The organism is Palleronia aestuarii, assembly GCF_003253995.1.
Taxonomy (GTDB): Bacteria; Pseudomonadota; Alphaproteobacteria; order Rhodobacterales; family Rhodobacteraceae; genus Palleronia; species Palleronia aestuarii.
Map to the genome: position 1 here is coordinate 309449 of NZ_QKZL01000002.1, position 21061 is coordinate 330509.

General features: G+C 65.8%; 16 protein-coding genes and 2 tRNA genes. 9 read left to right on the plus strand and 9 right to left on the minus strand.

Going from position 1 to position 21061, the window contains the following annotated elements; translation table 11 throughout:
- The first annotated feature begins 38 nt into the window (after positions 1-38).
- The 5 genes from LX81_RS03620 to LX81_RS03640 all read left to right on the plus strand — a co-directional run bounded on the left by LX81_RS03620 (position 39) and on the right by LX81_RS03640 (position 3836).
- Positions 39-114: transfer RNA gene (locus tag LX81_RS03620), tRNA-Lys, on the plus strand.
- 152 nt (positions 115-266) lie between these two features.
- Entirely contained in the window at positions 267-1172 is a 906-nt protein-coding gene (ltnD, locus tag LX81_RS03625; RefSeq protein WP_111535917.1) for an L-threonate dehydrogenase, read from the plus strand.
- Complete coding sequence (gene otnK, locus LX81_RS03630) at positions 1169-2422, plus strand: 3-oxo-tetronate kinase (protein WP_111535918.1); 1254 nt, start codon at positions 1169-1171, stop codon at positions 2420-2422. The genes ltnD and otnK overlap by 4 nt, the downstream gene beginning before the upstream one ends.
- Positions 2419-3069, plus strand: a complete 651-nt coding sequence (gene otnC / locus LX81_RS03635; RefSeq protein ID WP_111535919.1) for a 3-oxo-tetronate 4-phosphate decarboxylase — start codon at positions 2419-2421, stop codon at positions 3067-3069. Before otnK ends, otnC begins: the two co-directional genes overlap by 4 nt.
- The gene (locus tag LX81_RS03640) at positions 3066-3836 is read left to right on the plus strand and encodes a hydroxypyruvate isomerase family protein (protein ID WP_111535920.1); all 771 of its coding nucleotides are present in this window, start codon (positions 3066-3068) and stop codon (positions 3834-3836) included. Before otnC ends, LX81_RS03640 begins: the two co-directional genes overlap by 4 nt.
- A gap of 4 nt (positions 3837-3840) precedes the next feature.
- Here LX81_RS03640 and LX81_RS03645 read toward each other — a convergent pair whose 3' ends face one another.
- From LX81_RS03645 to LX81_RS03655, 3 genes are all read right to left on the minus strand, one after another.
- Positions 3841-5196: a GntP family permease gene (locus LX81_RS03645; RefSeq protein ID WP_111535921.1), complete on the minus strand. Its 1356-nt coding sequence runs from the start codon at positions 5194-5196 to the stop codon at positions 3841-3843.
- A 165-nt stretch (positions 5197-5361) separates the two neighbouring features.
- Positions 5362-6192: an ethanolamine ammonia-lyase subunit EutC gene (gene eutC, locus LX81_RS03650; RefSeq protein WP_111535922.1), complete on the minus strand. Its 831-nt coding sequence runs from the start codon at positions 6190-6192 to the stop codon at positions 5362-5364.
- Complete coding sequence (locus LX81_RS03655; RefSeq protein ID WP_111535923.1) at positions 6185-7585, minus strand: ethanolamine ammonia-lyase subunit EutB; 1401 nt, start codon at positions 7583-7585, stop codon at positions 6185-6187. Before LX81_RS03655 ends, eutC begins: the two co-directional genes overlap by 8 nt.
- A 276-nt stretch (positions 7586-7861) precedes the next feature.
- Between LX81_RS03655 and radC the strand changes: the two genes are divergently transcribed.
- Positions 7862-8830: a RadC family protein gene (gene radC, locus LX81_RS03660; protein WP_373280262.1), complete on the plus strand. Its 969-nt coding sequence runs from the start codon at positions 7862-7864 to the stop codon at positions 8828-8830.
- 103 nt (positions 8831-8933) lie between these two features.
- The gene (locus LX81_RS03665) at positions 8934-10481 is read left to right on the plus strand and encodes an acetolactate synthase large subunit (RefSeq protein ID WP_111535924.1); all 1548 of its coding nucleotides are present in this window, start codon (positions 8934-8936) and stop codon (positions 10479-10481) included.
- A 39-nt stretch (positions 10482-10520) separates the two neighbouring features.
- Here LX81_RS03665 and LX81_RS03670 read toward each other — a convergent pair whose 3' ends face one another.
- From LX81_RS03670 to LX81_RS03685, 4 genes are all read right to left on the minus strand, one after another.
- Positions 10521-10862: a DUF3140 domain-containing protein gene (locus LX81_RS03670; RefSeq protein WP_111535925.1), complete on the minus strand. Its 342-nt coding sequence runs from the start codon at positions 10860-10862 to the stop codon at positions 10521-10523.
- Positions 10863-10967: 105 nt separating this feature from the next.
- Positions 10968-12863, minus strand: coding sequence for an acyl-CoA synthetase (locus tag LX81_RS03675; RefSeq protein ID WP_111535926.1), 1896 nt, complete (start codon positions 12861-12863; stop codon positions 10968-10970).
- 124 nt (positions 12864-12987) lie between these two features.
- Positions 12988-14775, minus strand: coding sequence for an ABC transporter transmembrane domain-containing protein (locus tag LX81_RS03680; RefSeq protein ID WP_111535927.1), 1788 nt, complete (start codon positions 14773-14775; stop codon positions 12988-12990).
- 85 nt (positions 14776-14860) lie between these two features.
- Positions 14861-14934: transfer RNA gene (locus tag LX81_RS03685), tRNA-Gly, on the minus strand.
- Between the two features lie 273 nt (positions 14935-15207).
- On the opposite strand from LX81_RS03685, the gene LX81_RS03690 reads away from it, so the two are divergent.
- Positions 15208-15501, plus strand: a complete 294-nt coding sequence (locus LX81_RS03690) for a hypothetical protein (RefSeq protein WP_111535928.1) — start codon at positions 15208-15210, stop codon at positions 15499-15501.
- Positions 15502-16038: 537 nt separating this feature from the next.
- On the plus strand, positions 16039-17718 hold the full coding sequence (locus LX81_RS21830) for a P-loop ATPase, Sll1717 family (RefSeq protein WP_146259383.1): 1680 nt from the start codon (positions 16039-16041) through the stop codon (positions 17716-17718).
- Here the strand turns inward: LX81_RS21830 and parE are convergent.
- Both parE and LX81_RS03700 read right to left on the minus strand, forming a co-directional pair.
- A complete protein-coding gene (gene parE, locus LX81_RS03695; RefSeq protein WP_111535929.1) occupies positions 17715-19667 on the minus strand; it encodes a DNA topoisomerase IV subunit B in 1953 nt (650 codons plus the stop codon). The two genes, LX81_RS21830 and parE, sit on opposite strands and share 4 nt — an antisense overlap.
- Before the next feature lie 86 nt (positions 19668-19753).
- Positions 19754-20875, minus strand: coding sequence for an MFS transporter (locus tag LX81_RS03700; RefSeq protein WP_111535930.1), 1122 nt, complete (start codon positions 20873-20875; stop codon positions 19754-19756).
- Positions 20876-21061 lie beyond the last annotated feature (186 nt).

The window sequence follows — 21061 nt, forward strand, 5'->3', positions numbered from 1 at the left end:
TGACGCATTTTTGAGGCGCGGCTAGTCACCGCCCGAGTGAGCCGGTAGCTCAGTTGGTAGAGCAACTGACTTTTAATCAGTAGGTCCAGGGTTCGAGCCCCTGCCGGCTCACCATTCTTCCCGCATAGATCGATCGACCGGCGGCACGGAAACGGGGTGCGGGCCGATCTGCTTGACCCGCCTTTGCGGTTCCTTACGCTCTGAACAGCCGTAAGGGACTGCCGACCGCACCGGTCGGTGTCGGGGCGGCGATAGGAGGGGACACCTTGAGCGACGAAAGAACCATCGCCGTCATCGGGCTCGGCTCGATGGGGTACGGGATTGCGGCATCTCTCCTGAAAGCGGGACATTCCGTCTACGGGATCGACCTCGACGAGGCGGCAGCGACCCGGTTCCGGGACGCAGGCGGCGCGGCCGGTTCGGCGATCGAGAAGGCGGCGGAGATCGACATCCTGGTTCTCGTCGTCCTGAACGCCGCGCAGACCGAAGCGGTGCTGTTCGGCGATGACGGGTGGGCCGGAAGGCTCTCGTCCGGCACGACGATCGTTTCCTGCGCGACCGTCCCGCCCGCCTTCGCCCGCGACATGGCGACCCGCGCGGAGGCCAGGGGCCTGGCCTATCTCGACGCGCCGATCTCGGGCGGTGCGGCCAAGGCGGCGGCGGGCAAGCTTTCCATCATGGCGTCCGGCTCGCAGGCGGCATTCGAGGGCGCGCGCCCGATGCTCGATGCCTGCGCGGAGACGGTCTTCGAGCTTGGCGCGGACCCGGGGCAGGGCAGCGCGATGAAGGCGATCAACCAGATGCTCGCCGGCATCCACATCGCCGCGATGGCCGAGGCGCTGACCTTCGGGATGACGCAGGATGTGGATCCCGCCAAGGTGATGGAAGTGATCCCCAAATGCGCGGGCACGTCCTGGATGTTCGAGAATCGCGGTCCGCATGTGGTCGACGGCGACTATTCCCCGAAATCGTCGATCGACATCTGGCCCAAGGATCTCGGCATCGTGCTCGACATCGCGAAGGGCGCGAAGTTCGGGGCGCCGGTGACCGCTGCCGCCTTGCAGCAATTCCTGGCAGCTTCCGGGTCGGGTCTCGGTGCGGAAGACGACGCGGCCGTGGCGAAGGTCTATGCGCGCAACGCCGGATTGACCCTGCCGGGAGGCGCCTCATGAAGCTCGGCTGCATCGGCGACGATTTCACCGGCTCGTCGGATCTCGCGAACATGCTCGCCAAGGGGGGCATGCGGGTCGTGCAGTACACCGGCATCCCCTCCGGGCCCGCCGAGGACGGGGTGGAGGCGGGGGTCGTGTCACTGAAGTCCCGCACCATCGCGCCCGACAAGGCCGTCGAACTCTCCCTGAAGGCCCTCGACTGGCTCGAGGCGCAGGGCTGCACGCAATTCTTCTTTAAGTACTGCTCCACCTTCGATTCGACGAAGGAGGGCAATATCGGGCCCGTCATCGACGCGCTGCTGGAGCGGCTCGGAACGGATCGCTGCATCGTCTGCCCGGCCTTTCCGGCGACGGGGCGGAGCCTCTACCAGGGCCATCTCTTCGTGAACGACACGCTCCTGTCGCAATCGGGAATGGAGGATCACCCGCTGACGCCGATGACCGATCCGGACATCCGTCGCTGGGTCGGGTACCAGACGCAGCACGAGGTAGGGCATGTCGCGGCGCCCACGGTTTTCGACGGGTCGGACGCGATCGAGGCCGCGATCCGCACGGAAGCGGAAGCGGGACGCTCCGTCATCGTCGTCGATGCGATCCGTGACGCCGATCTCCACGAGATCGGCCGCGCGGCGCTCGACCTGAAGCTTGTCACCGGCGGCTCCGGCGTGGCCCTCGGCCTGCCCGCGAACTTCCTCGGCGAGGGAGAGCGGAAGGCACCTGCGGATACCTGGCGAGGCGATGACGGGCCCGCGGCGATCATCGCCGGGTCTGCCTCGCGCATGACGCGCGCGCAGGTGGCCCGGTATGCGCAGGATCATCCCGCGATGGAGATCACCGCGGACGCCGTGATGGCCGGCGAGGTGACGCCGGAGGAAGCGGCGCGTTTCGCGCTGGAGGCCGACGGCATCGCGCTCCTGTATTCCTCTGCCGATCCCGACACGGTGCGCGCCGCGCAGGAACGCTACGGGCGGGAAGAGGTCGCCGGACGTCTCGAGGGCTTCTTTGCCGAGACGGCACGGAAACTGACCGAGGGCGGCGTCACGCGTCTCGTCACCGCGGGCGGCGAGACTTCGGGCGCCGTGGTCGAAGGGCTGGGCCTCACCGCGCTCGAGATCGGACCGGAGATCGCCCCGGGTGTCCCGGCGCTGCGTGCAGAAGGGCGCGACCCTGTGCTCGCCCTCAAATCCGGAAATTTCGGTGACGAGGATTTCTTCGCCAAAGCGCTCGACATCCTCGGAGGACGCACATGAGCGAAATGTCCGACCTTCGCGAGTGCATCTGCATGTTCGCCCGCACGATGCACGGGCGGGGCCTGACCCACGGATCGACCGGCAACATCTCGGCCCGGACGCCGGATGGGGGTCTTCTCGTCACGCCGACGGGATCGTCCTTCCTCACCCTCGATCCCGCGCGCCTCAGTCATTTCGACGCCGAGCTGAACCTGATCGACGGGGACAAGCCGACCAAGGAGATGCCGCTCCATAGGGCGTTCTACGACACGCGGGGAACGACGGGGGCGATCGTCCATCTGCACTCCGCGCATTCCGTCGCGCTGTCGATGATGCCCGACGTGGACGAGGACGATTTCCTGCCGCACCTCACGCCCTATCCGATCATGAAGCTCGGACGGGTGAAGCTCCTGCCGTACATGCTTCCCGGCGATGCGGCGATCGGGGAGGCGATCCGCGGGCTCGCGGGCAAACGCTCCGCGGTGATGCTCGCCAATCACGGGCCTGTCGTCGCGGGCAAGGATCTCGAGGCCGCGGTCTATGCGATCGAGGAGCTCGAAGCCTCCGCGCAGCTCGCGATGATGACCCGGGGGCAGAACCCGCGGCTTCTGTCCGACGACGAGGTCGCCCGCCTCGTCGAGACCTTCGATGTGGAGTGGGACGCATGATACCGCTTTCGGCCAATCTGGGATTTCTCTGGACCGACCTCTCCCTTCCCGACGCGATCCGTGCCGCGAAGGCGGCGGGCTTCGACGCCGTCGAATGCCATTGGCCATATGAGGAGGACGCCGACGCCGTGCGTGCCGCGCTCGACGAGACGGATTTCCGTATGATCGGGCTCAACACGGTAAAGGGGCCGCGGGACGGTGACAGCGGCCTCGCGGCGCAGCCGGGGCGCGAGGACGAGGCGCGGAGCGCCATCGACCAGGCCTTCGACTATGGTGCGAAGATCGGCGCGGGTGGCGTCCATGTCATGGCTGGAACGCTTGGCGGTCAGGATCCGGAGGCCTGCGCGGCGACCTTCGCCGAGAACCTCGTCCATGCCTGCGACCGGGCGGCGGAGAACGGCATGATGGTCCTGATCGAGCCGCTCAACCCGTACGACAATCCGGACTACTTCCTGATCGGCCTCGACATGGCGAAGGGCGTGATCTCGCGGGTGAACCGCGAGGAGCTCAGGATCATGTTTGACTGCTACCATCTGCAGATCACCGGCGGCGATCTTCTCCGGCGGTTCCGCGACACGCGGGACCTGATCGGCCATGTCCAGTTCGCGGGCGTGCCCGATCGTGGCGAGCCCGACCGTGGCGAGGTGGCGTTCGACCGTCTCCTTCCCGCCATCGCGGAGGCGGGGTTCGCGGGGCCGTTCGGGGCGGAGTACCGTCCCGCCGGGGCGACCGGCGAGACGCTTCACTGGATGCGGTCCTTCCGCTGATCCGTCAGAGAATCAGCGACAGGATCCAGATCGTGGCGATGCCGACGATGCCGGTGACCGCTGTCGCGACGGTGTAGAGCTTGTAGCCCTGCGCCACGCTCATTCCGGAAAACTGCGTCACCACCCAGAAGTAGCTGTCGTTGGCATGGGACACCATGACCGATCCGGCCCCGATGGCGAGCGTGGTCAGCGCCAGATCCGTCCCGCTCTCAAGCCCCAGCGAGCCGGTCAGTGGCGCGATGATCGCTGCCGTGGTCACGATGGCCACGGTCGAGGAGCCCTGTGCCGTCTTCAACGCCGCCGCGAGGAGGAACGGGAGGAACATGCCGAGCGAGGTGAGCGCGAGGTTGTCGCCGAGAAACGAGGTGATCGGCGTCTCCCTTAGCACACCGCCGAGCGCACCGCCGGCACCGGTGATGAGGATGATCGGGCCGGCCACGCGAAGTGCTCGGGTTACCGCGTCATGGGTGATGGATTCTCCCGCGTGATCCGCGGTGACGAAGAACGCGATGAAGACCCCGATGATGAGCGCGGTGTTGGGATTGCCGAGGAAGGTCAGGACGGAGGCGATAATCCCGTCGCCGAAGGGCCGGGCGTCGAGTTCCGCGACCGAATTAAGCGCGATGAGCAGGATCGGCAGGCCGATCGGCAGGAACGCCGCGAAGGTGGAGGGGCGGCGGCCTTTCTGCTTCTCCACGGGCGTCTCGTCCTGACCCTGGTCGATCGAGACCGTCTCGGGGTCGATGTAGACCCGGTTGCCCTGGAAGAGGGCGTAGAAGTACGTCGCGATCAAAACCGGGATCGACACGACGATCCCGAGGATGATGACGAGCCCGACATCCGCGCCGAGTTCCTGCGCGCCCGCGATCGGCCCCGGCGTAGGTGGCACGAAGACGTGCGTGGTGACGAGGCCGGTCGCGAGCGCCAGCGCGTAGGTCGCCATGGAGGCGTTCGAGCGTGCCGCTAGCGAACGGGCGAGCGGCGACAGGATCACGTAGCCCGAATCGCAGAAGACCGGGATCGAGACGACCGCACCGGTTGCGCTCATCGCCATTGCGGAGCGCCCCTTTCCGATGAGGCCGATGATCGCCTCGGCCATCACTTGCGCGCCGCCGGAGCGTTCGAGCACGACGCCGATCACCGTTCCCGCCGCGATGATGATCCCGATGCCACCGAGCGTTCCGCCGAACCCGTCGACGATGGCCATCACCGTCTCCTCCGCGCCAAGCCCGGCTAGCAGACCGAGACCATAGGCCGTTACAAGCAGGATGAGGAACGGATGGACCTTCCAGCGCGCGGTTCCCAGGACGATGAACGCGATGGCAAGAACCAGCAAGACGATGAGTAGCCAGCCGGACATGATACTTTCCCCCCTAGTGTCGTTCGGGCCTCAGCGACCCTGCAGACCGATCCTGTCCGAACGGCTCGAAGGTTGTAACCCCCTAACTGGCCTCGCGGATCTCTGCGGCGGAATGGCATCGCCCGACGGTCCGGAGTACCGGGATTCGGACGGTTTGCCCGCGGATCAGGTGCCCTGGCCGTCTCTCTCCGGCGGGGCGAGGAAGCTGCGTTGTGCCGCCTCGATCGTCGTATCCTCCGTAGAGCGATCCTTGAGCGCGACCCCCGATGCGCCGATCGCGTGCGCCTCCCGCATCAGGTAGACGGCGCGTTTGGCCGCGCGGTCCGGCGAGAGGCCCCCGGGGCGGACGTTCGAGATGCAGTTGCGCCGGGCGTCGCTGAGACCCGTCTCGGGCGCCCAGGTGAAATAGAGCCCGAGGCTGTCGGGAGAGCTCAGACCCGGCCGCTCCCCGATCAGCACGAGAACGGCCTTCGCACCGAGCAGAGCCCCCACATCGTCGCCGATCGCGACGCGGCCCTGCGCCACCAGAACCGGCGCGGCGGGACGGTCGAGCCCTTCGCTTTCCATCGCGGCGAGAAGTGCGTCGAGGAACGGCACGGCGTTCTGCTGCACCGCGAGAGAGGAGAGGCCGTCGGCCACCACGAGGGCCAGGTCCGGCGCCTCGGCATGTCCGTCGAGCTCTTTCGCGCTTTCCGGATGAAGCTTTTCGCCCATTCCGGGATTACGGAGATAGGTGTCGCGGTCGCTTGCCTTCGTCCGCGCGCGGCCCGGTTTCCCGAGCGCGGCGATCGCGTCCGAGGCGGCGAGATCCGCCTCCAGCCGGTCGAAGTCGAGGGGCAGGTGGACGGCGTCGCGGGCCTGTGCGTGGGCGAGTTGGAAGGCCAGCAATTCGCGCGTGGGCAAGCTCACCCCCACGCGGCCGAGACCGATCCGGGCGTCGGTGAAGCGCGTGAGGATGCGCCATGGGTTTTCGACGAGGATCTCCGGATCAGGCATCGGCGGGCAACCTCCCCAGGCTCGCGGCAAAACCTTCGGGTACTCCGCCCGAAAGGCGGTATCCGTCGGGATCGAGGATCGCCATCCGTTCGAGCCATGCGCGGAACTCGGGCGCGGGGCTCAGATCGAGCGCGCGGCGCAGGTAGAGAGCGTCGTGGAAGGACGTCGTCTGATAGTTCAGCATGATGTCGTCGGCACCGGGAATGCCCATGATGAAGTTGACCCCCGCCACGCCCAGGAGCGTCATCAGCGTATCCATGTCGTCCTGGTCCGCCTCCGCGTGGTTGGTATAGCAGACATCGCAGCCCATCGGCACGCCGAGGAGCTTGCCGCAGAAATGGTCCTCGAGCCCCGCGCGCAGGATTTCCTTCCCGTCGTAGAGGTATTCCGGCCCGATGAAGCCCACGACGGTATTCGTGAGCAGCGGATCGAAGGCGCGGGCCACGCCGTAGGCGCGCGCTTCGCAGGTCTGCTGGTCGAGCCCGTGATGCGCCTCCGCCGAGAGCGACGAGCCCTGACCCGTCTCGAAATACATGACGTTCTGGCCCACCGTTCCGCGCTTGAGCGACAGCGCCGCGTCCCGCGCCTCCGCGAGATCCTTGAGCGCGAAGCCGAAGGAGGCGTTCGTGGCCTCGGTCCCACCGATCGACTGGAAGACGAGATCGACGGGCGCGCCTGCCTCGATGCATTCGAGCGTGTTCGTCACATGGGTGAGGATGCAGGATTGCGTGGGGATCGCGTAGCCCTCGATGATGTCGGACACGAGCTGGCTCAGCCGGATCGCCTGCGCCACGTTGTCCGTCGCGGGGTTGATGCCGATCACCGCGTCGCCCGAGCCGTACATCAGACCGTCGAGGATCGAGGCCGCGATACCGTTCACGTCGTCGGTCGGGTGATTGGGCTGCAACCGCGTTGCGAGGTGGCCGGGCAGGCCGATCGTGGAGCGGAAGGCGGTGACGACACGGGTCTTCTTCGCCACCAGGATCAGATCCTGATTGCGCATGATCTTGGAGACCGCGGCAACCATCTCCGGCATCAGTCCCGGCCGGAGCGCCTCCAGCGCCTCGGGTGTCGCGTGGTCGCTGAGAAGCCAGTCGCGGAAATCGCCGACGCTGAGATGGGAGACGGGGGCGAACGCCTCCGTATCGTGGCTGTCGAGGATCAGCCTAGTGACCTCGTCCGTCTCGTAGGGCACGAGCGCGTCCGTCAGAAAGCGCTTCAAGGGAAGCTCAGCGAGGCACATCTGCGCCACCGCCCGTTCCTCCGCCGTCTCGGCCGCGACGCCGGCGAGGCGGTCGCCGGAGCGTTCCGGCGTGGCCTTGGCCATCAACTCTGCCAGGTCGCCGAAGCGGTAGGTCCGCTGTCCGACCGTATGCGTGAATCCATCCGCCATCGCGATTGCCCCCGACCCTGTGCGGGCGACTGCCCGCCATCCGATGCCTGATCCTCGATAACGGCAATCCGCGCTTTGGGGAGAGTTTTCTGTGCCCCAAATGAACGCCTGCCTCGAAATTGGTCGCCTGAAACCGGCGAAGGGCAATAGGGAGCCGCATGTGAACCTTTCCGGGTCCGGTGGCATACCGGCGCCCGCCGCCGTGAACGGAGGCGATTAACCGCCGATTAACCATGCGGGCGGCAGGATGAATGAGTTCATGGAAAGATGGATTCGATGCAGTTCTTCGGACGCAGACACGTGGACGGTCCTTCGGACGACCAGGGGACACCCGCCGAGAAGTATCGCCTCGCGCAGCGATACGTGATGCCCGAGGGGCAGGCCACGCCGCCGGGCTTTTCGGAGGACGCCCTGCAGGGTCTTGCCGATCTCGATGCCCGGACGCCGCCGCCCGATGCCGAGGTGCGGCCGGCCTTCGAGCCCGTCTACCGCCGGACCGAGCGATTGTCCCACACCGCGTCCGCCGGCGGCGGGATGGTGGAGCAGGCGGACGGAACGCGGCGCCCGCATTACTGGGGCCACCGAGAGCGGCTGCGCCAGCGATTTCTTAAGGGCGGCCACAAGGCGATGCCGGAATACGAGCTGCTGGAGCTTCTGCTCTTCGACGCGATCCCGCGCATCGACGTGAAACCGCTCGCTAAGCGTCTTCTCGCGGCCTTCGGCGACCTCAACGGCGTCGTCGCGGCCTCCGAACATCGGCTTCTGAAGGTCGAGGGTGCGACGCCGAAGGTGTACTACCACCTCCGCCTGGCCGAGGCTTTCGCGCAGCGGATGGGGCAGGCGAAACTCCTCCGCCGCGACGTGCTCACGTCCTGGGCCGATCTCATCGACTATTGCCGCACGACGATGGCGCATCGCGAGAACGAACAGTTCCGCATCCTCTTCCTCGACCGCAAGAACTCGATCATTGCCGACGAGGAGCAGGCCGCGGGCACGATCGACCATGTGCCGGTCTATCCCCGCGAGGTGGCGAAGCGGGCGCTCGAGCTGAACGCGAGCGCGCTCATCCTCGTGCACAACCACCCTTCGGGCGATCCGACCCCATCGCCGCAGGATATCGATATGACCCGCCGGGTCATGGCCTCGTGCCAGGCGATCGAGGTGACGATCCACGACCACGTCATCATCGGCAAGGACACGGAAACCTCGTTTCGCGCCAGGGGTCTGCTCGACGGCCCCCTCTGAGGGTGTCCATCGCTCGACGCCGACGCCCCGGCATGCGACCTTGCCCCCATAGGGACGGACCGCGCGCGCGGTTCCTCCGGTGAAACGAGGGAAGGGACGTGGAATGAACGGAGCCGAAAGCGTGGTGCGCAGCCTGCACGCGGCGGGGGTAGAGGTCTGTTTCGCCAATCCCGGCACGTCGGAGATGCAGTTCGTCGATGCGCTCGACCGGACCCGGCTCCTGCGCTGCGTGCTCGGGCTTTTCGAAGGCGTGGTGACGGGGGCAGCGGACGGCTATGCACGCATGGCAGGCAAGCCCGGCGTGTCGCTCCTCCATCTTGCGCCCGGTCTCGCCAATGCCGGGGCGAACCTGCACAATGCACGCAAGGCGCGGACGCCGATGATCACCCTCGTGGGCGATCACGCCGTGCGCCATCGCGGCTACGACGCGCCGCTCACCGCGGACGTGGCGGGCGCCGCGGCTCCCTTCGCCGACTGGGTGGATACCGCGCGTTCCTCCGAGAGCTTCGCGGCGCAGGCGATGGAAGCCTATGCGGCGGCCACGGGTCATCCGGGACAGGGCGCGGTCCTCATCGCGCCCGCCGATCTCGGCTGGGACGAGGGCGGGGTGGAGGCAGGCGCCCCGGCCGCGACGGGTCCGGCGGCGGTCGACACCGATGCGGTGGAGCGAGCGCGAGCGGCCCTCGCCGGCGGGGAGCGGACGGTGATCCTCGCCGGTGGCTCTGCGCTCGAGGATCACCAGACGCTTGCGCGCCTGCAGGGGATCGCGGCTGCGACGGGCGCGGTGATCATGGCGCCCACCTCCAACCGGCGGATCGAGCGCGGCGGCGGGCGGGCCGATATCCGGCGGCTGCCTTATCCGATCGACCTGGCGCTCGAGACGCTCGCGCCCTTCACCCGTGCGATCCTCGTGGAGACGCAACCGCCCGTGGCCTTCTTCGCCTATCCGGGCAAGCCGAGCCTGCTCCTGCCCGAAGCGTGCGAGATCGTGACGCTCGCGGGGATCGACGGCGACGGACCGGGAGCGATCGCGGCGCTTGCAGATATAGTCGGCGCCGCGCCGCGGACCGAGACGCGCGTTTCGCGGCCGGAGATGCCCGGAGCGGGGCCGATCACGCCGGAGGCGCTGGCGGCCGCGCTCGCCCATGCGCTGCCCGAAGGCGCGATCGTCGTCGACGAGAGCATCACCGCGGGGCGTGCACTCTACGACGCGACGTCGGACGCGGCGGAGACGAGCTGGCTCGCCATCACCGGCGGCGCGATCGGGATCGGACCGCCGCTCGCGACCGGCGCGGCCGTGGCCTGCCCCGACCGGCCCGTGATCGCGATGCAAGCCGACGGCTCGGCCATGTACACGATCCAGGCGCTCTGGACCCAGGCGCGCGAAGGGCTGAACGTCACCACCGTGATCCTGTCGAACCGCGCCTACGAGATACTGAAGGGCGAGTTGCGCGCGGTCGGCAGCAATCCCGGCCCCGATGCGCTCGCCATGCTGAACCTCGATCGGCCGGAGCTCGACTTCGTCTCGCTCGCACGCGGCATGGGCGTGCCGGGGCGCCGTGTGGAGGATGCGCGGGAGTTGATGGAGGCGATCCGCACGGCGGCGTCGGAGCCCGGACCGTTCCTCATCGAGGCGGCAATCGCGGGCTGAGGAACGGAGCGCCCCGCCGCCGGGGCGCATCCACCCGGATCAGGCGCAACCGTCGTCCTTCAACGGATCATGGCCCCAGTTCATCAGGGAATAGCGCCAGGTGCTGTCCTCGATGTCCTTGTCGGGCTTCTGCGCGCAGTGGCGATTGATGTAGCCCACGGTCTTGTTCATCCAGTCCCACTGGTCGTCGGACAGGTCGTCCTTCTTGGTGCGTTTGATCTCGACGATCTTGCGGCCGCTCTTGTGGCCGGTGCTCTCGCCGTCGTCGCTGTCGCCGACCGACTTGCTCTCCTCCGTCTCCAGAAACTCCTCGAGCTCCTTCGGGGCCATGTTCACCTTGTCGCCCCATTCGTCCCAGATCTCGTCGCGTGACTTGGCCATCGCCGTCTCCTTTTCGTGCTCGCTTCAAACACGCGAGCCACGGGGCGGATCCCGCGCGCAATCGACGCAGGCGGGAGGCCCCGGATCGGGTCCGGGGCGTCGAGGTCAGGACGTTCCGCTCTCCGCCCAGTCCCACCGGCTGGGGAAGGAATCGAGAAGTCTGCGAAGTGCTTCCTCGTCCACGGATCCGGTGCGGCGGATGCGGGCGACGAGACCGTGGGTCTTGTCCTCTTTCACCTCCTCCACCTCCGCGGCGAGCCCCGCCTCGGCAAAGGCCGCATCGTAGACGCGACGGATCGCCAGGCGCCTCAGGTCGGGCTTGAAGACCTTGCCCACCGCGGTCTTCGGCAGCTCGTCGAGGATCTCCAGATGCTTGGGCCAGGCGGCGCGTTCCGGGATCCGCTCCTTGGCATGGGCCATCAACTCGTCGACGTTCACGTCACGGCCTGAAACCAGCTCGACATAGGCGCAGGGCAACTCCCCGGAATGCGCGTCGGGCTGACCGACCGCGCCCGCCATCGCGACGGCTTCGTGGCCCGCCAGCGCCTCCTCGATCATCGCGGGGTCGATGTTGTGCCCGCCCCGGATGATAAGGTCCTTCGACCGACCGGTGATCCAGAGATAGCCGTCCGCGTCGATCCGGCCGAGATCGCCGGTCCGCACGAAGCGGTCGGCGAAGTAGAGATCCTCGTTTTTCTGCGGATCGGAATAGGTATGGCCGACATTGACCCCGGGGCTCGAGACGCAGATCTCGCCGACCTCGTCGGGCGCGCATTCCCTCGGACCGTCCTCCGTCGCCGTGAAGATGCGTACCTCGGTATGGGGGAAGGGCAGGCCAACGGAACCCACCTTTTTCTTTCCGTCAGGCGGGACGATTGAGACGAGGCAGGTCGCCTCCGTCAGCCCGTATCCTTCGCAGATCGTCACGCCCGCGGCCTTCTCGAACCGGTTGTAGAGTTCGAGCGGCAGGGGGGCCGATCCGCAGAAGGCGAGCTGCAACGAGGAAATATCGGCATCGACCTTGCGCTGCATCAGCATCGACATGGCCGTGGGTACCGCGATCATGAACGACACGCGGTAACGTTCGCAAAGCTTCCAGAAATTGTCGAACACCCCTTCCCCGCGATAGCCTTGCGGCGTGGGAAAGACGACATGCGCGCCCGAGGCGATACTCGAGCCCATCACCACGACGGCGGCGAAGACGTGGAACATCGGCAGCGGGCAGATCATCGTGTCGCGCTCGTTGAAGAGCAGGCGCTGCCCGATCCAACCGTTGTAGACGATACCGCTGTAGAGATGCTGCGCCACCTTCGGCATTCCCGTCGTGCCGCCGGTATGGAAGTTCGTGCAGACCCGATCGCTTGCCGCATCCTCGAAATCGAGCGTGCGCGACTGTCCCTCGATCGCCTTGGAGAAGGTATGGACCCTAGCGTCGTGCGTGATCTCGAGTTTCGGGCGCAGGAAGGGCACCGCGAGCTTCTTCACGCCGGTGAGGTAGCGGCGGAGATCGACTTCCACGACATGGCGGATATCGGGGGCCATCGCGACCGCGGCATGAGCCTTCTGCGCCACGTCGCTCTTCGGAAACGAGCGCAGCGTCACGAGTACCTTGGCCTTCGTCTGCCGCAGGATGGCGGCGATCTGCTCGGCCTCGAGCATCGGATTGACCGGGCAGACCACGCCCGCAACCATGCCGCCGAGATAGGTGATGACCGCTTCGTTGCAATTGGGCAGGAGATACGCGACGCCGTCGCCCTCCTCCACGCCGAGCTCGCGCAGGAAGTTCGCGCATTGCGCCACGCGTCCACGCAATTCATCCCAGCTCAGCGTCTCCGCGTGGTCCTTCGGGCCGGAGAGGATTTGGTAGGTTACGGCTGGGCGGTCTCCGTACGCATCGGCGGTCCGGTTCAGAAGCTGCCAGACGGTTCGTGGTTCGTCACGTTCGGTCCAGGTGCATTCTGCCCCGATCTCGGAGAAGCTCTTTTGAGCCAGGCTGGTCATCGGCGATCCTCCCTCCCGCCATGCGGGACCCGCGTGTTGGGCTGTGATTTCGTACGATGCCCCGCCCGCAAGTCTGACGCGGTGCCCGGAACGTGCCAAGCGGTTTCTCTGGCAGCTTTCGACCCTATTCGGCCGCCATCCCGGCGGTGAATTGCAGGCTCGCGAGCCGGGCGTAGAGCCCGCCCTCGGCGACGAGTGCGTCGTGGGTTCCGGTGGCGACGATCCGTCCCGCCTCGAAGACCATGATCCGGTCGGCCTTCTTCACCGTGGCGAGCCGATGCGCGACGATGAGCGTCGTGCGCCCCTGCGCCAGCCGGTCGACGGCCTGCTGCACGAGTTGTTCGCTCTCCGCGTCGAGCGCGCTCGTGGCCTCGTCGAGTAGGAGGACCGGCGCGTCGCGCAGGATCGCGCGGGCAATCGCGATACGCTGCTTCTGCCCGCCAGAAAGCATCACGCCGCGCTCGCCCAGATAGGTGTCGTAGCCCTCGGGGAGCTCGCCCAGGAACGTGTGGGCGGCCGCGGCGCGGGCGGCGGCCTCGACCTCAGCGTCCGAGGCGTCGGGCCGGCCGAAGCGGATGTTCTCCCGCGCGGAGGCCGCGAAGATCACCGGGTCCTGCGGCACGAGCGCAATATGGCGCCGGAACTCCGCGCGCGACATCGCGGCGAGGTCGGTCCCGTCAAGGCGGATCGTGCCGCTCTGGGGATCGTAGAAGCGCAGGAGGAGCTGGATGATGGTCGATTTGCCCGCGCCGGAGGGTCCGACGAGCGCAACGGTCTCGCCGGGCGTGACGCGGAACGTGACGCCGTCGAGAGCGGGGGTGAGCGGCCGCGCGGGATAGGCGAAGCGCACGTCCTCGAAGGCGATGGCCCCCCGCACGGGCTGGAGCGCTTCTGTCGCGTCGTCCGGATCGGTCACGCTGTCGGTCACGGTGAGAAGCTCCACGAGCCGTTCCGTGGCGCCTGCGGCGCGTTGAAGCTCGCCCCAGATCTCCGAGAGCGCGGCGACGCTGCCCGCGACCATCACCGCGTAGATCACGAACTGCACGAGTTCGCCCACGCTCATCAGGTCGGCTCGGACGTCGCGCGCGCCGATCCAGAGGACGCCGACGATGCCGGTGAAGACGAGGAGGATCACGATCACCGTCATCGCGGCGCGGACCCCGATGCGGGTGCGGGCGGCGCGGAAGGAGCGTTCCGTCACCTCGGCGAAGGCGGCGCGGGAGCGGGCCTCGTGGGTGTAGGATTGCACGGTCTGCACCGCGGAGAGGGCCTCGGACGCGTTGCCGGAGGAGGCGGCGATCCAGTCCTGGTTCTCCCGGCTCAGGCGCCGGAGCCGTCGGCCGAGCACGATGATCGGCACGATCACGACCGGCACGATCAGCAGCACGAGCGCGCTGAGCTTTGCCGAGGTGAAGAAGAGGAGGACCAGTCCGCCTGTCAAAATCAACAGGTTACGAAGCGCGATCGAGACCGAGGAGCCGATCACCGACAGGATCAGCGTGGTGTCCGTCGTGATCCGGCTCAGCACCTCGCCCGTCATGATGCGTTCGTAGAAGGCGGGGGAGAGGGCGATGACGCGGTCGAAGACGGATTTGCGGATGTCGGCAACGACGCGTTCGCCGAGGCGGGTGACGAGGTAGTAGCGCAGGCCCGTGCCGACGGCCATCAGGGCGGCGATGAGGAGGGCCGCGAGGAAATATTCGTCGAGGAGCGCCTCGGCCGAGGTCTCGAATCCGTCTACGACGCGGCGCACCGCGATGGGCAGGACGAGCGAGACGCAGGCCGTGAGCACGAGGGCCAGGATGGCCGCGACGAGGAGCGGGCGATAGGGGCGGACGAACGGCCAGAGCGCGACCAAAGCCCCGATCTTGCGGGACTTTTCACGTTCCTCCGTCGAAGTCTTAGCGGCCAAGTGGCTCTCCCACGCCTGTTGCTGAGCCGTCTAGGCCGGGCTGGACGCGCGGACAACCGGCCAAAGGTCGCGGGGGTCCGGGATGTGGAGCGGGTAGCGGGAATCGAACCCGCACCTTAAGCTTGGAAGGCTCTTATGATACCATTTCACCATACCCGCAGTGATCGCCTACGTAACGCGGGCCGGGCCGGGGTTCAATCCCGGAACGGCCCTGTGTGCGTACACGCGACGTACACGGGGCGTACACCGCGCGTGCATCCCCCCCCGTACACCGGGCGTGCGGCAGGCGTGCGGCAGCCGTAGGGCGGGCGTACACAGAACGTGCGGACATCGTGCATCGAACGTACCGACGATCCCGCGCAACGCTCGCCGGGCGTGGCGCGTCCGCAACGGGGGCGGAAGATTTTCCCGCACCGCGCGCCTGACGTTAAGATGCGTTTCACGCAGATGGGCGATTGGGACGCATCGCAACCCGCTCGCCCGGACCCGACCGCCATGATCCGCTACGCCCCGCTCAACGCCGTCCTGACCCTCCTCCTGCTCGCCGCGATCGGCGCGGCGGCGCTCAGCGGTCTGTGGCAGGTCGCGGCGGTGGCCTTCGGGATCGACGTGGCGCTGCGCACCGGCCTCGCGCTCCTCGACCGGGGACTGCGGGCCTTCGCGGGGCTGCCGCTCGTCGATTACGGCACCGGCCTGCGGCGCCCGGCCGGACCGGCGGGGGTTTGACCGCTTCCGAACAAAAAAAGAGCCAAGCATGACGCGCGGGGATGCGCGGGAGAAATCCGGCTTTCTGAACGGGAGAGGCTCGGCGTTCCGTGCAGGCGGGGAGTCCGTCGAGACCATTTGGCGCAGCTTGTCGCAGATGCGGCGATCGGACGGCGAGAACTCCATCTAGACGACCGGTCATTGCTCCAACCGCACCTTCTCTGAGGAGAAGATGTCCCAGACCCACCTCTGAAACATCAACCCGCCCGCCTCGAACAAGCGCAACCTGTGGCCGGTGGTCCAGCAGGACGTTTGGTGCAGCCACTTCGAGAAGGTAGCCGCCTGAGGAAAAGGCCGGGCCGGGTGGCCCGGCCCTTTTTCGTTTGGGGGTGGTTACCTTGTTTAGCTCGTTTACAGTCGTTCACACCCGCTGACGGTTCATAGGCCAATGATATGAAGGGGATGCGTCAAAGGACGTGATGGCTCCAGAAAATTGTAGGATTCAATCAACGAATGGTCCAAGCTTCATGACAGTCATTGGTATTTCATGAGAAAACATTGGAACAAACAGTCTTGTCCCTCATCAGGCTGAACGATGCCGAGCGTAGTGAAATCTGCAAGTTCTTCAACGATGATCGACCGTTCGGCCCAAGCCAGGCAAACGGATTCCGAAAAGCTAAGCGAATTCAGGAGCTAGTATTTAGCACCGAAAATGAGATTTGGAAAGAATACAAGAGGAATCCACGCGTAATAGTTGGACGGAAAGGTTCAGGAAAGACTTCGGTTTTGTCTCAGACTGAACACCTTGGTAAGTTTGGAGTGGTGTTCAAACCCTCGCTTTCAAAAATTATCAGACAAGTTGGCGAGCAGCTTTTCGAACACGCGCATGATTTACGCCGGATTGATGCAGAGATTTCGGCTGATGTGTGGAAGAGAATTGTAAATGTATCATTGATGGGTGAGGTTTTAAAAAAGTTCCCTGATCGAGAGTTCCCCAAGATAGAGAAGTATTTCTTTTATATTGGAAAAAAAGCGGAAGGCAGGGAGCATCGCGGAAACATCTTAGAGAAGTCTGAAGCGTATGTAAGAGGATTAATAACGTCTTTGCGGTCGATCAATCGTGGTTCGACGGAGTCCCACATAGGATATTTAGTCTCATTGGCGCTGGATTTTGCGGCGTCGAGTGAAATCGACTTTGAGGAAGCATTAGATGAGCTAGATCAGTTCCTCGAAGAGAGTGATATTCACGCAATCGTGATACTCGACTCTAAGGAAGAATATGACGTAAACGACTTTCAATCGGAAGCAATCCTAAAAGGAATGCTTCGGTTTGTTGGGGCCTATGGGGAGGATTATCGACACGTAAGAATGGCTATTCCGGCTGAGGGCTTCTTCGATTTGCGTGGAATATCTTCGAATCCATCAAAGGACTTTGAGGACGCAATGGTACTCCATTGGTCTCCAATAGAGTTACTTCGTATGGTGGCATGGCGATATTTGATCTTTTTGGCAGGAAACGATCCTGTGAAATTGAAGAAGTTTAGAGACCTTAGCTTGTCTAGCCGTGATGACGTTCATCAAATCCTTTCAGATTTTTTAAGCAATGAGATACTTAATCGAGGAGGGAGTAAGGAGTATACCATTGCTTATTTGCTCCGCCACTCGCAGTTGCTTCCGAGGCAGATCATAAAAATTTTGAATCTTGCTTTTTCAGGTATCAGGCCGTCCGTACCACGGGAAGAAGCGGAAATTCGTGATTCTATCGTTCAGGCGATAAGGGAAAGCGAGGGCAACATTTGTACGGAGGTATTCATTTCGTACAGAATGAAGTATCCATTCATAGAAAGGCTCTGTGAGGAGGTTTTGCCAAACTTGCCGAGATTCTTTTCCGAAGCAGAACTTAAGAACGCCTATCGAGATCGAGGTAAAGCCGTTCTTCAGGACTCTGGGCATTTGATAATTAATTCCTTCACCGATTTTAAACGATGCTTGCTCGAAATTGGCTGTATCGGAAGGGTTTCGGTTAAAGAGAAGACGTCGCAGTATGCGGACGCTGAATTTGAGTATGCAATTCCAGGAAAATTGTCCATCTCCGAAGATGATGAATTATGCATCCATCCAATTTTTTCTGGTGCATTCGAGACAGCAAAGAATCGTAAGTCTGAGCATTATGTTTATCCACACATGAGTCTCTATAACTTTCCTGCAAAAAGAGTGATCAAACTCAAAAGAGTTTAGACATCCAGCTCCTCCACGAACTGCGCGTTCTGCTGGATGTACTCGAACCTGAGCTCCGGCTTCTTGCCCATGAGACGTTCCACCAGATCGCCGGTCTCGCCCGGCATCTCGTCCACGATGGTCACGCGGATGAGCTTGCGGGTGAGGGGGTCCATCGTGGTGTCCTTCAGGTCCTTCGCGTCCATCTCTCCCAGGCCCTTGAAGCGGGAGACGTCGATCTTGCCCTTGCCGCCGAGGCCCATCTGGAGAATCCGGTCCTTCTCCGCCTCGTCGAGGCAGTAGACGCGGCGCGCGCCCTGCGTCAGGCGGAAGAGCGGCGGGCAGGCGAGGTAGAGGTGGCCGTGGTCGATCAGCGGCCGCATCTGCGTGTAGAAGAAGGTCATCAGGAGCGAGGCGATATGGGCGCCGTCCACGTCCGCGTCGGTCATGATGATGACCTTGTCGTAGCGCAGATCCTCGATGTTGAACTTGGTGCCCATGCCGACGCCAAGGGCCTGGCAGAGATCGGAGATCTCCGCGTTCGAGCCGAGCTTGGAGCTCGCGGCGCCGAGGACGTTGAGGATCTTGCCCCTGAGCGGCAGGAGGGCCTGGGTCTTTCTCTCCCGCGCCATCTTGGCGGAGCCGCCGGCCGAATCGCCCTCCACGATGAAGAGCTCCGTGCCGTCGCGGGTCGTGGTGGAGCAATCGACGAGCTTGCCGGGCAGGCGCAGCTTCTTGGTGGCGGATTTCCTCTGCGTCTCCTTCTCCTGGCGGCGGCGCAGGCGCTCCTCCGCCCTGAGGACGAGGAAGTCGAGGATGGCGCCCGCGGCCTTGGTGTCGGAGGCGAGCCAGTTGTCGAAATGGTCGCGCACGGCGTTCTCGACGAGGCGCGCTGCTGCCGCGGTGGCGAGCCGGTCCTTGGTCTGGCCCACGAATTCCGGCTCCGCGATGAAGCAGGAGACGAGCGCCGCGCCGCCGGCCGTCAGGTCCTCCCGCGTGATCTGGGAGGCCTTCCTGACGTTCGACCGCTCCCCGTGGGCCTTGATGCCCTTGAGGATCGCGGCCCAGAACCCGGCCTCGTGCGTGCCGCCCTCGGGCGTGGGGACGGTGTTGCAGTAGCTTTGCAGGAAGCCGTCGCGCGAGGGCGTCCAGTTGATCGCCCACTCCACCTTGCCGGGCGCGTCGCGGAACTCCACCGAGCCCGCGAAGGGCCGCTCGGCGTAGGTGGCGGCGGTCCCGAGCGTCTCCGCGAGGTAGTCCTTGAGGCCGCCGGGGAAGTGGAACGTGGCCTCCTTCGGCGTCTCCCCGTCGTCGATGGCGGTCTTCCAGCGGATCTCCACGCCCGAGAAGAGATAGGCCTTGGAACGGACCATCCTCAGGAGCCGCGCGGGCTTCAGGCTCAGCGCGCCGAAGATCTCCGCGTCGGGGTGGAAGGTGACGGAGGTGCCCTTGCGGTTCGGCGCGGCGCCCACGGGGGCGACCGGGCCTTGCGGGATGCCGCGGGAGAATTCCTGTGCCACGAGCTTGCGGTCGCGGGCGACCTCCACCCGGACGTGGTCCGACAGCGCGTTGACGACTGAGATGCCGACGCCGTGCAGGCCGCCGGAAGTCTGGTAGGCCTTGCCGGAGAACTTGCCGCCCGCGTGGAGCGTGCAGAGGATCACCTCGAGCGCGGACTTGCCGGGGAATTTCGGGTGCGGATCGGTGGGGATGCCGCGGCCGTTGTCGCGCACGGTGCAGGAGCCGTCGGCATGGAGCTCCACCTCGATCCGCGTGGCGTGGCCCGCGACGGCCTCGTCCATCGAGTTGTCGAGCACCTCTGCCACGAGATGGTGCAGCGCCCGCTCGTCGGTGCCGCCGATATACATGCCGGGCCGCTTGCGGACGGGCTCGAGCCCCTCCAGCACCTCGATGGAGGAGGCGTCGTAGCCCTGCGGCTCGTCCGCGCCCGAGAGGAGGTCTTCGGCCATGTGAGCGGGGTCCCTTTCGTTGGTGGTGGCGGAGTCTCGCAGGAAAGCGGGGGGCGGGCAAGTTTGCACGCCAAGGTTGATCTGCGTCAGCGCAGGCTTCCCGCGAGCGCCGTGATGAGGAGGGCGAGGACGCCCACGAGCGCGAAGCCCGCTTGCAGCGAGGTTGCGGACGCGACCCAGCCGATGAGCGGCGGGCCGAGGAGCATGCCGCCGTATCCCAGGGTCGCCACGGCGGCGATGGCGCGGCCCGCGGGCAGGTCCGGGTCGCGCGCGGCGCGGGAGAAAGCGAGCGGGAAGATCACCGCGTAGCCGAGGCCGAGGAGCGCGAAGCCCGCGAGCGCCGGGCCGAGGCTCGGGGCGGCCACGACGAGCGCTACGCCCAGGGCCGCGACGAGGCCCGCCATGCGCGCCGCGAGAACCGGCCCCGTCCGCGCCACCACCCGGTCGCCCGCGAGCCGCATCGCCACCATCGCCGCGGAGAAGACCGCGTAGCCGAGTGCGGCCTGCGCCTCCGTCGTGCCGGTGGCCGCGACGAGGAAGAGCGCCGACCAGTCGGCCATCGCGCCCTCCCCCATCGAGGAGGCGAAGGCGACGATGCCCACCAGCGCCAGCGCGCCGCGGGGCAGCGCGAAGGCCGGCCCGTCATCGGACGTCCGCGAGGTCCAGGGCGCGCGCGCGAGCCACATCGTCAGGGCCGAGGCGGGCAGGACGACCAGCGCGAAATGGATCGCGGGCGGCAGGTCCACCGCCACCGCCGCCCAGCCCGTCGCGGCGCCGAGCCCCGCGCCCAGCGAATACATCGCGTGGAAGAAGGACATGATCGGGCGTCCGGCCGCCTGCTCCACCTCCGCGCCCCAGGCGTTCATGGCGACGTCGAGCGCACCGTATCCCGCGCCGAGCAATGCCAGCGCGACGGCGAGGAGCGCGACGTTCGGGGCGAGGGCCACGAGGATCACGGCTATGGCGTAGAGGGGCAGGAGCAGCCGCGTCAGACGGGCCGCGCCGATCCGGTCGGCGAGGCGCCCGGTGAGCGGGAAGGACACGATCGCGCCCCCGGCGATGCAGAGAAGCAGGAGGCCGAGCGCGTCGGGCCCGAGCGCGAAACGCTCGACGAAGGCGGGGATCCGCGCGGCCCAGATGGCGAAGAGCGCGCCGTTCAGGGCGAAGACCGCGATGACCGCGCGACGGGCGGCGGAGACTTCGCTCATGTGGAGGGACCGGCGGAGAGGGCGTCCGATCGCGCGGTGAAAGGTCTTGTCTGCAGGCCCAAAGGTTCCGAGTCCCTGTGATTAAGTCGTGGGGTCCGAAGATCTCCCGGCATCGCGACCGCGGCAGGTGCCGCCCGATCAGACGGGTCGTGGCAGGTCGGGCCCCGAGGAGCAAGATCCGCCACT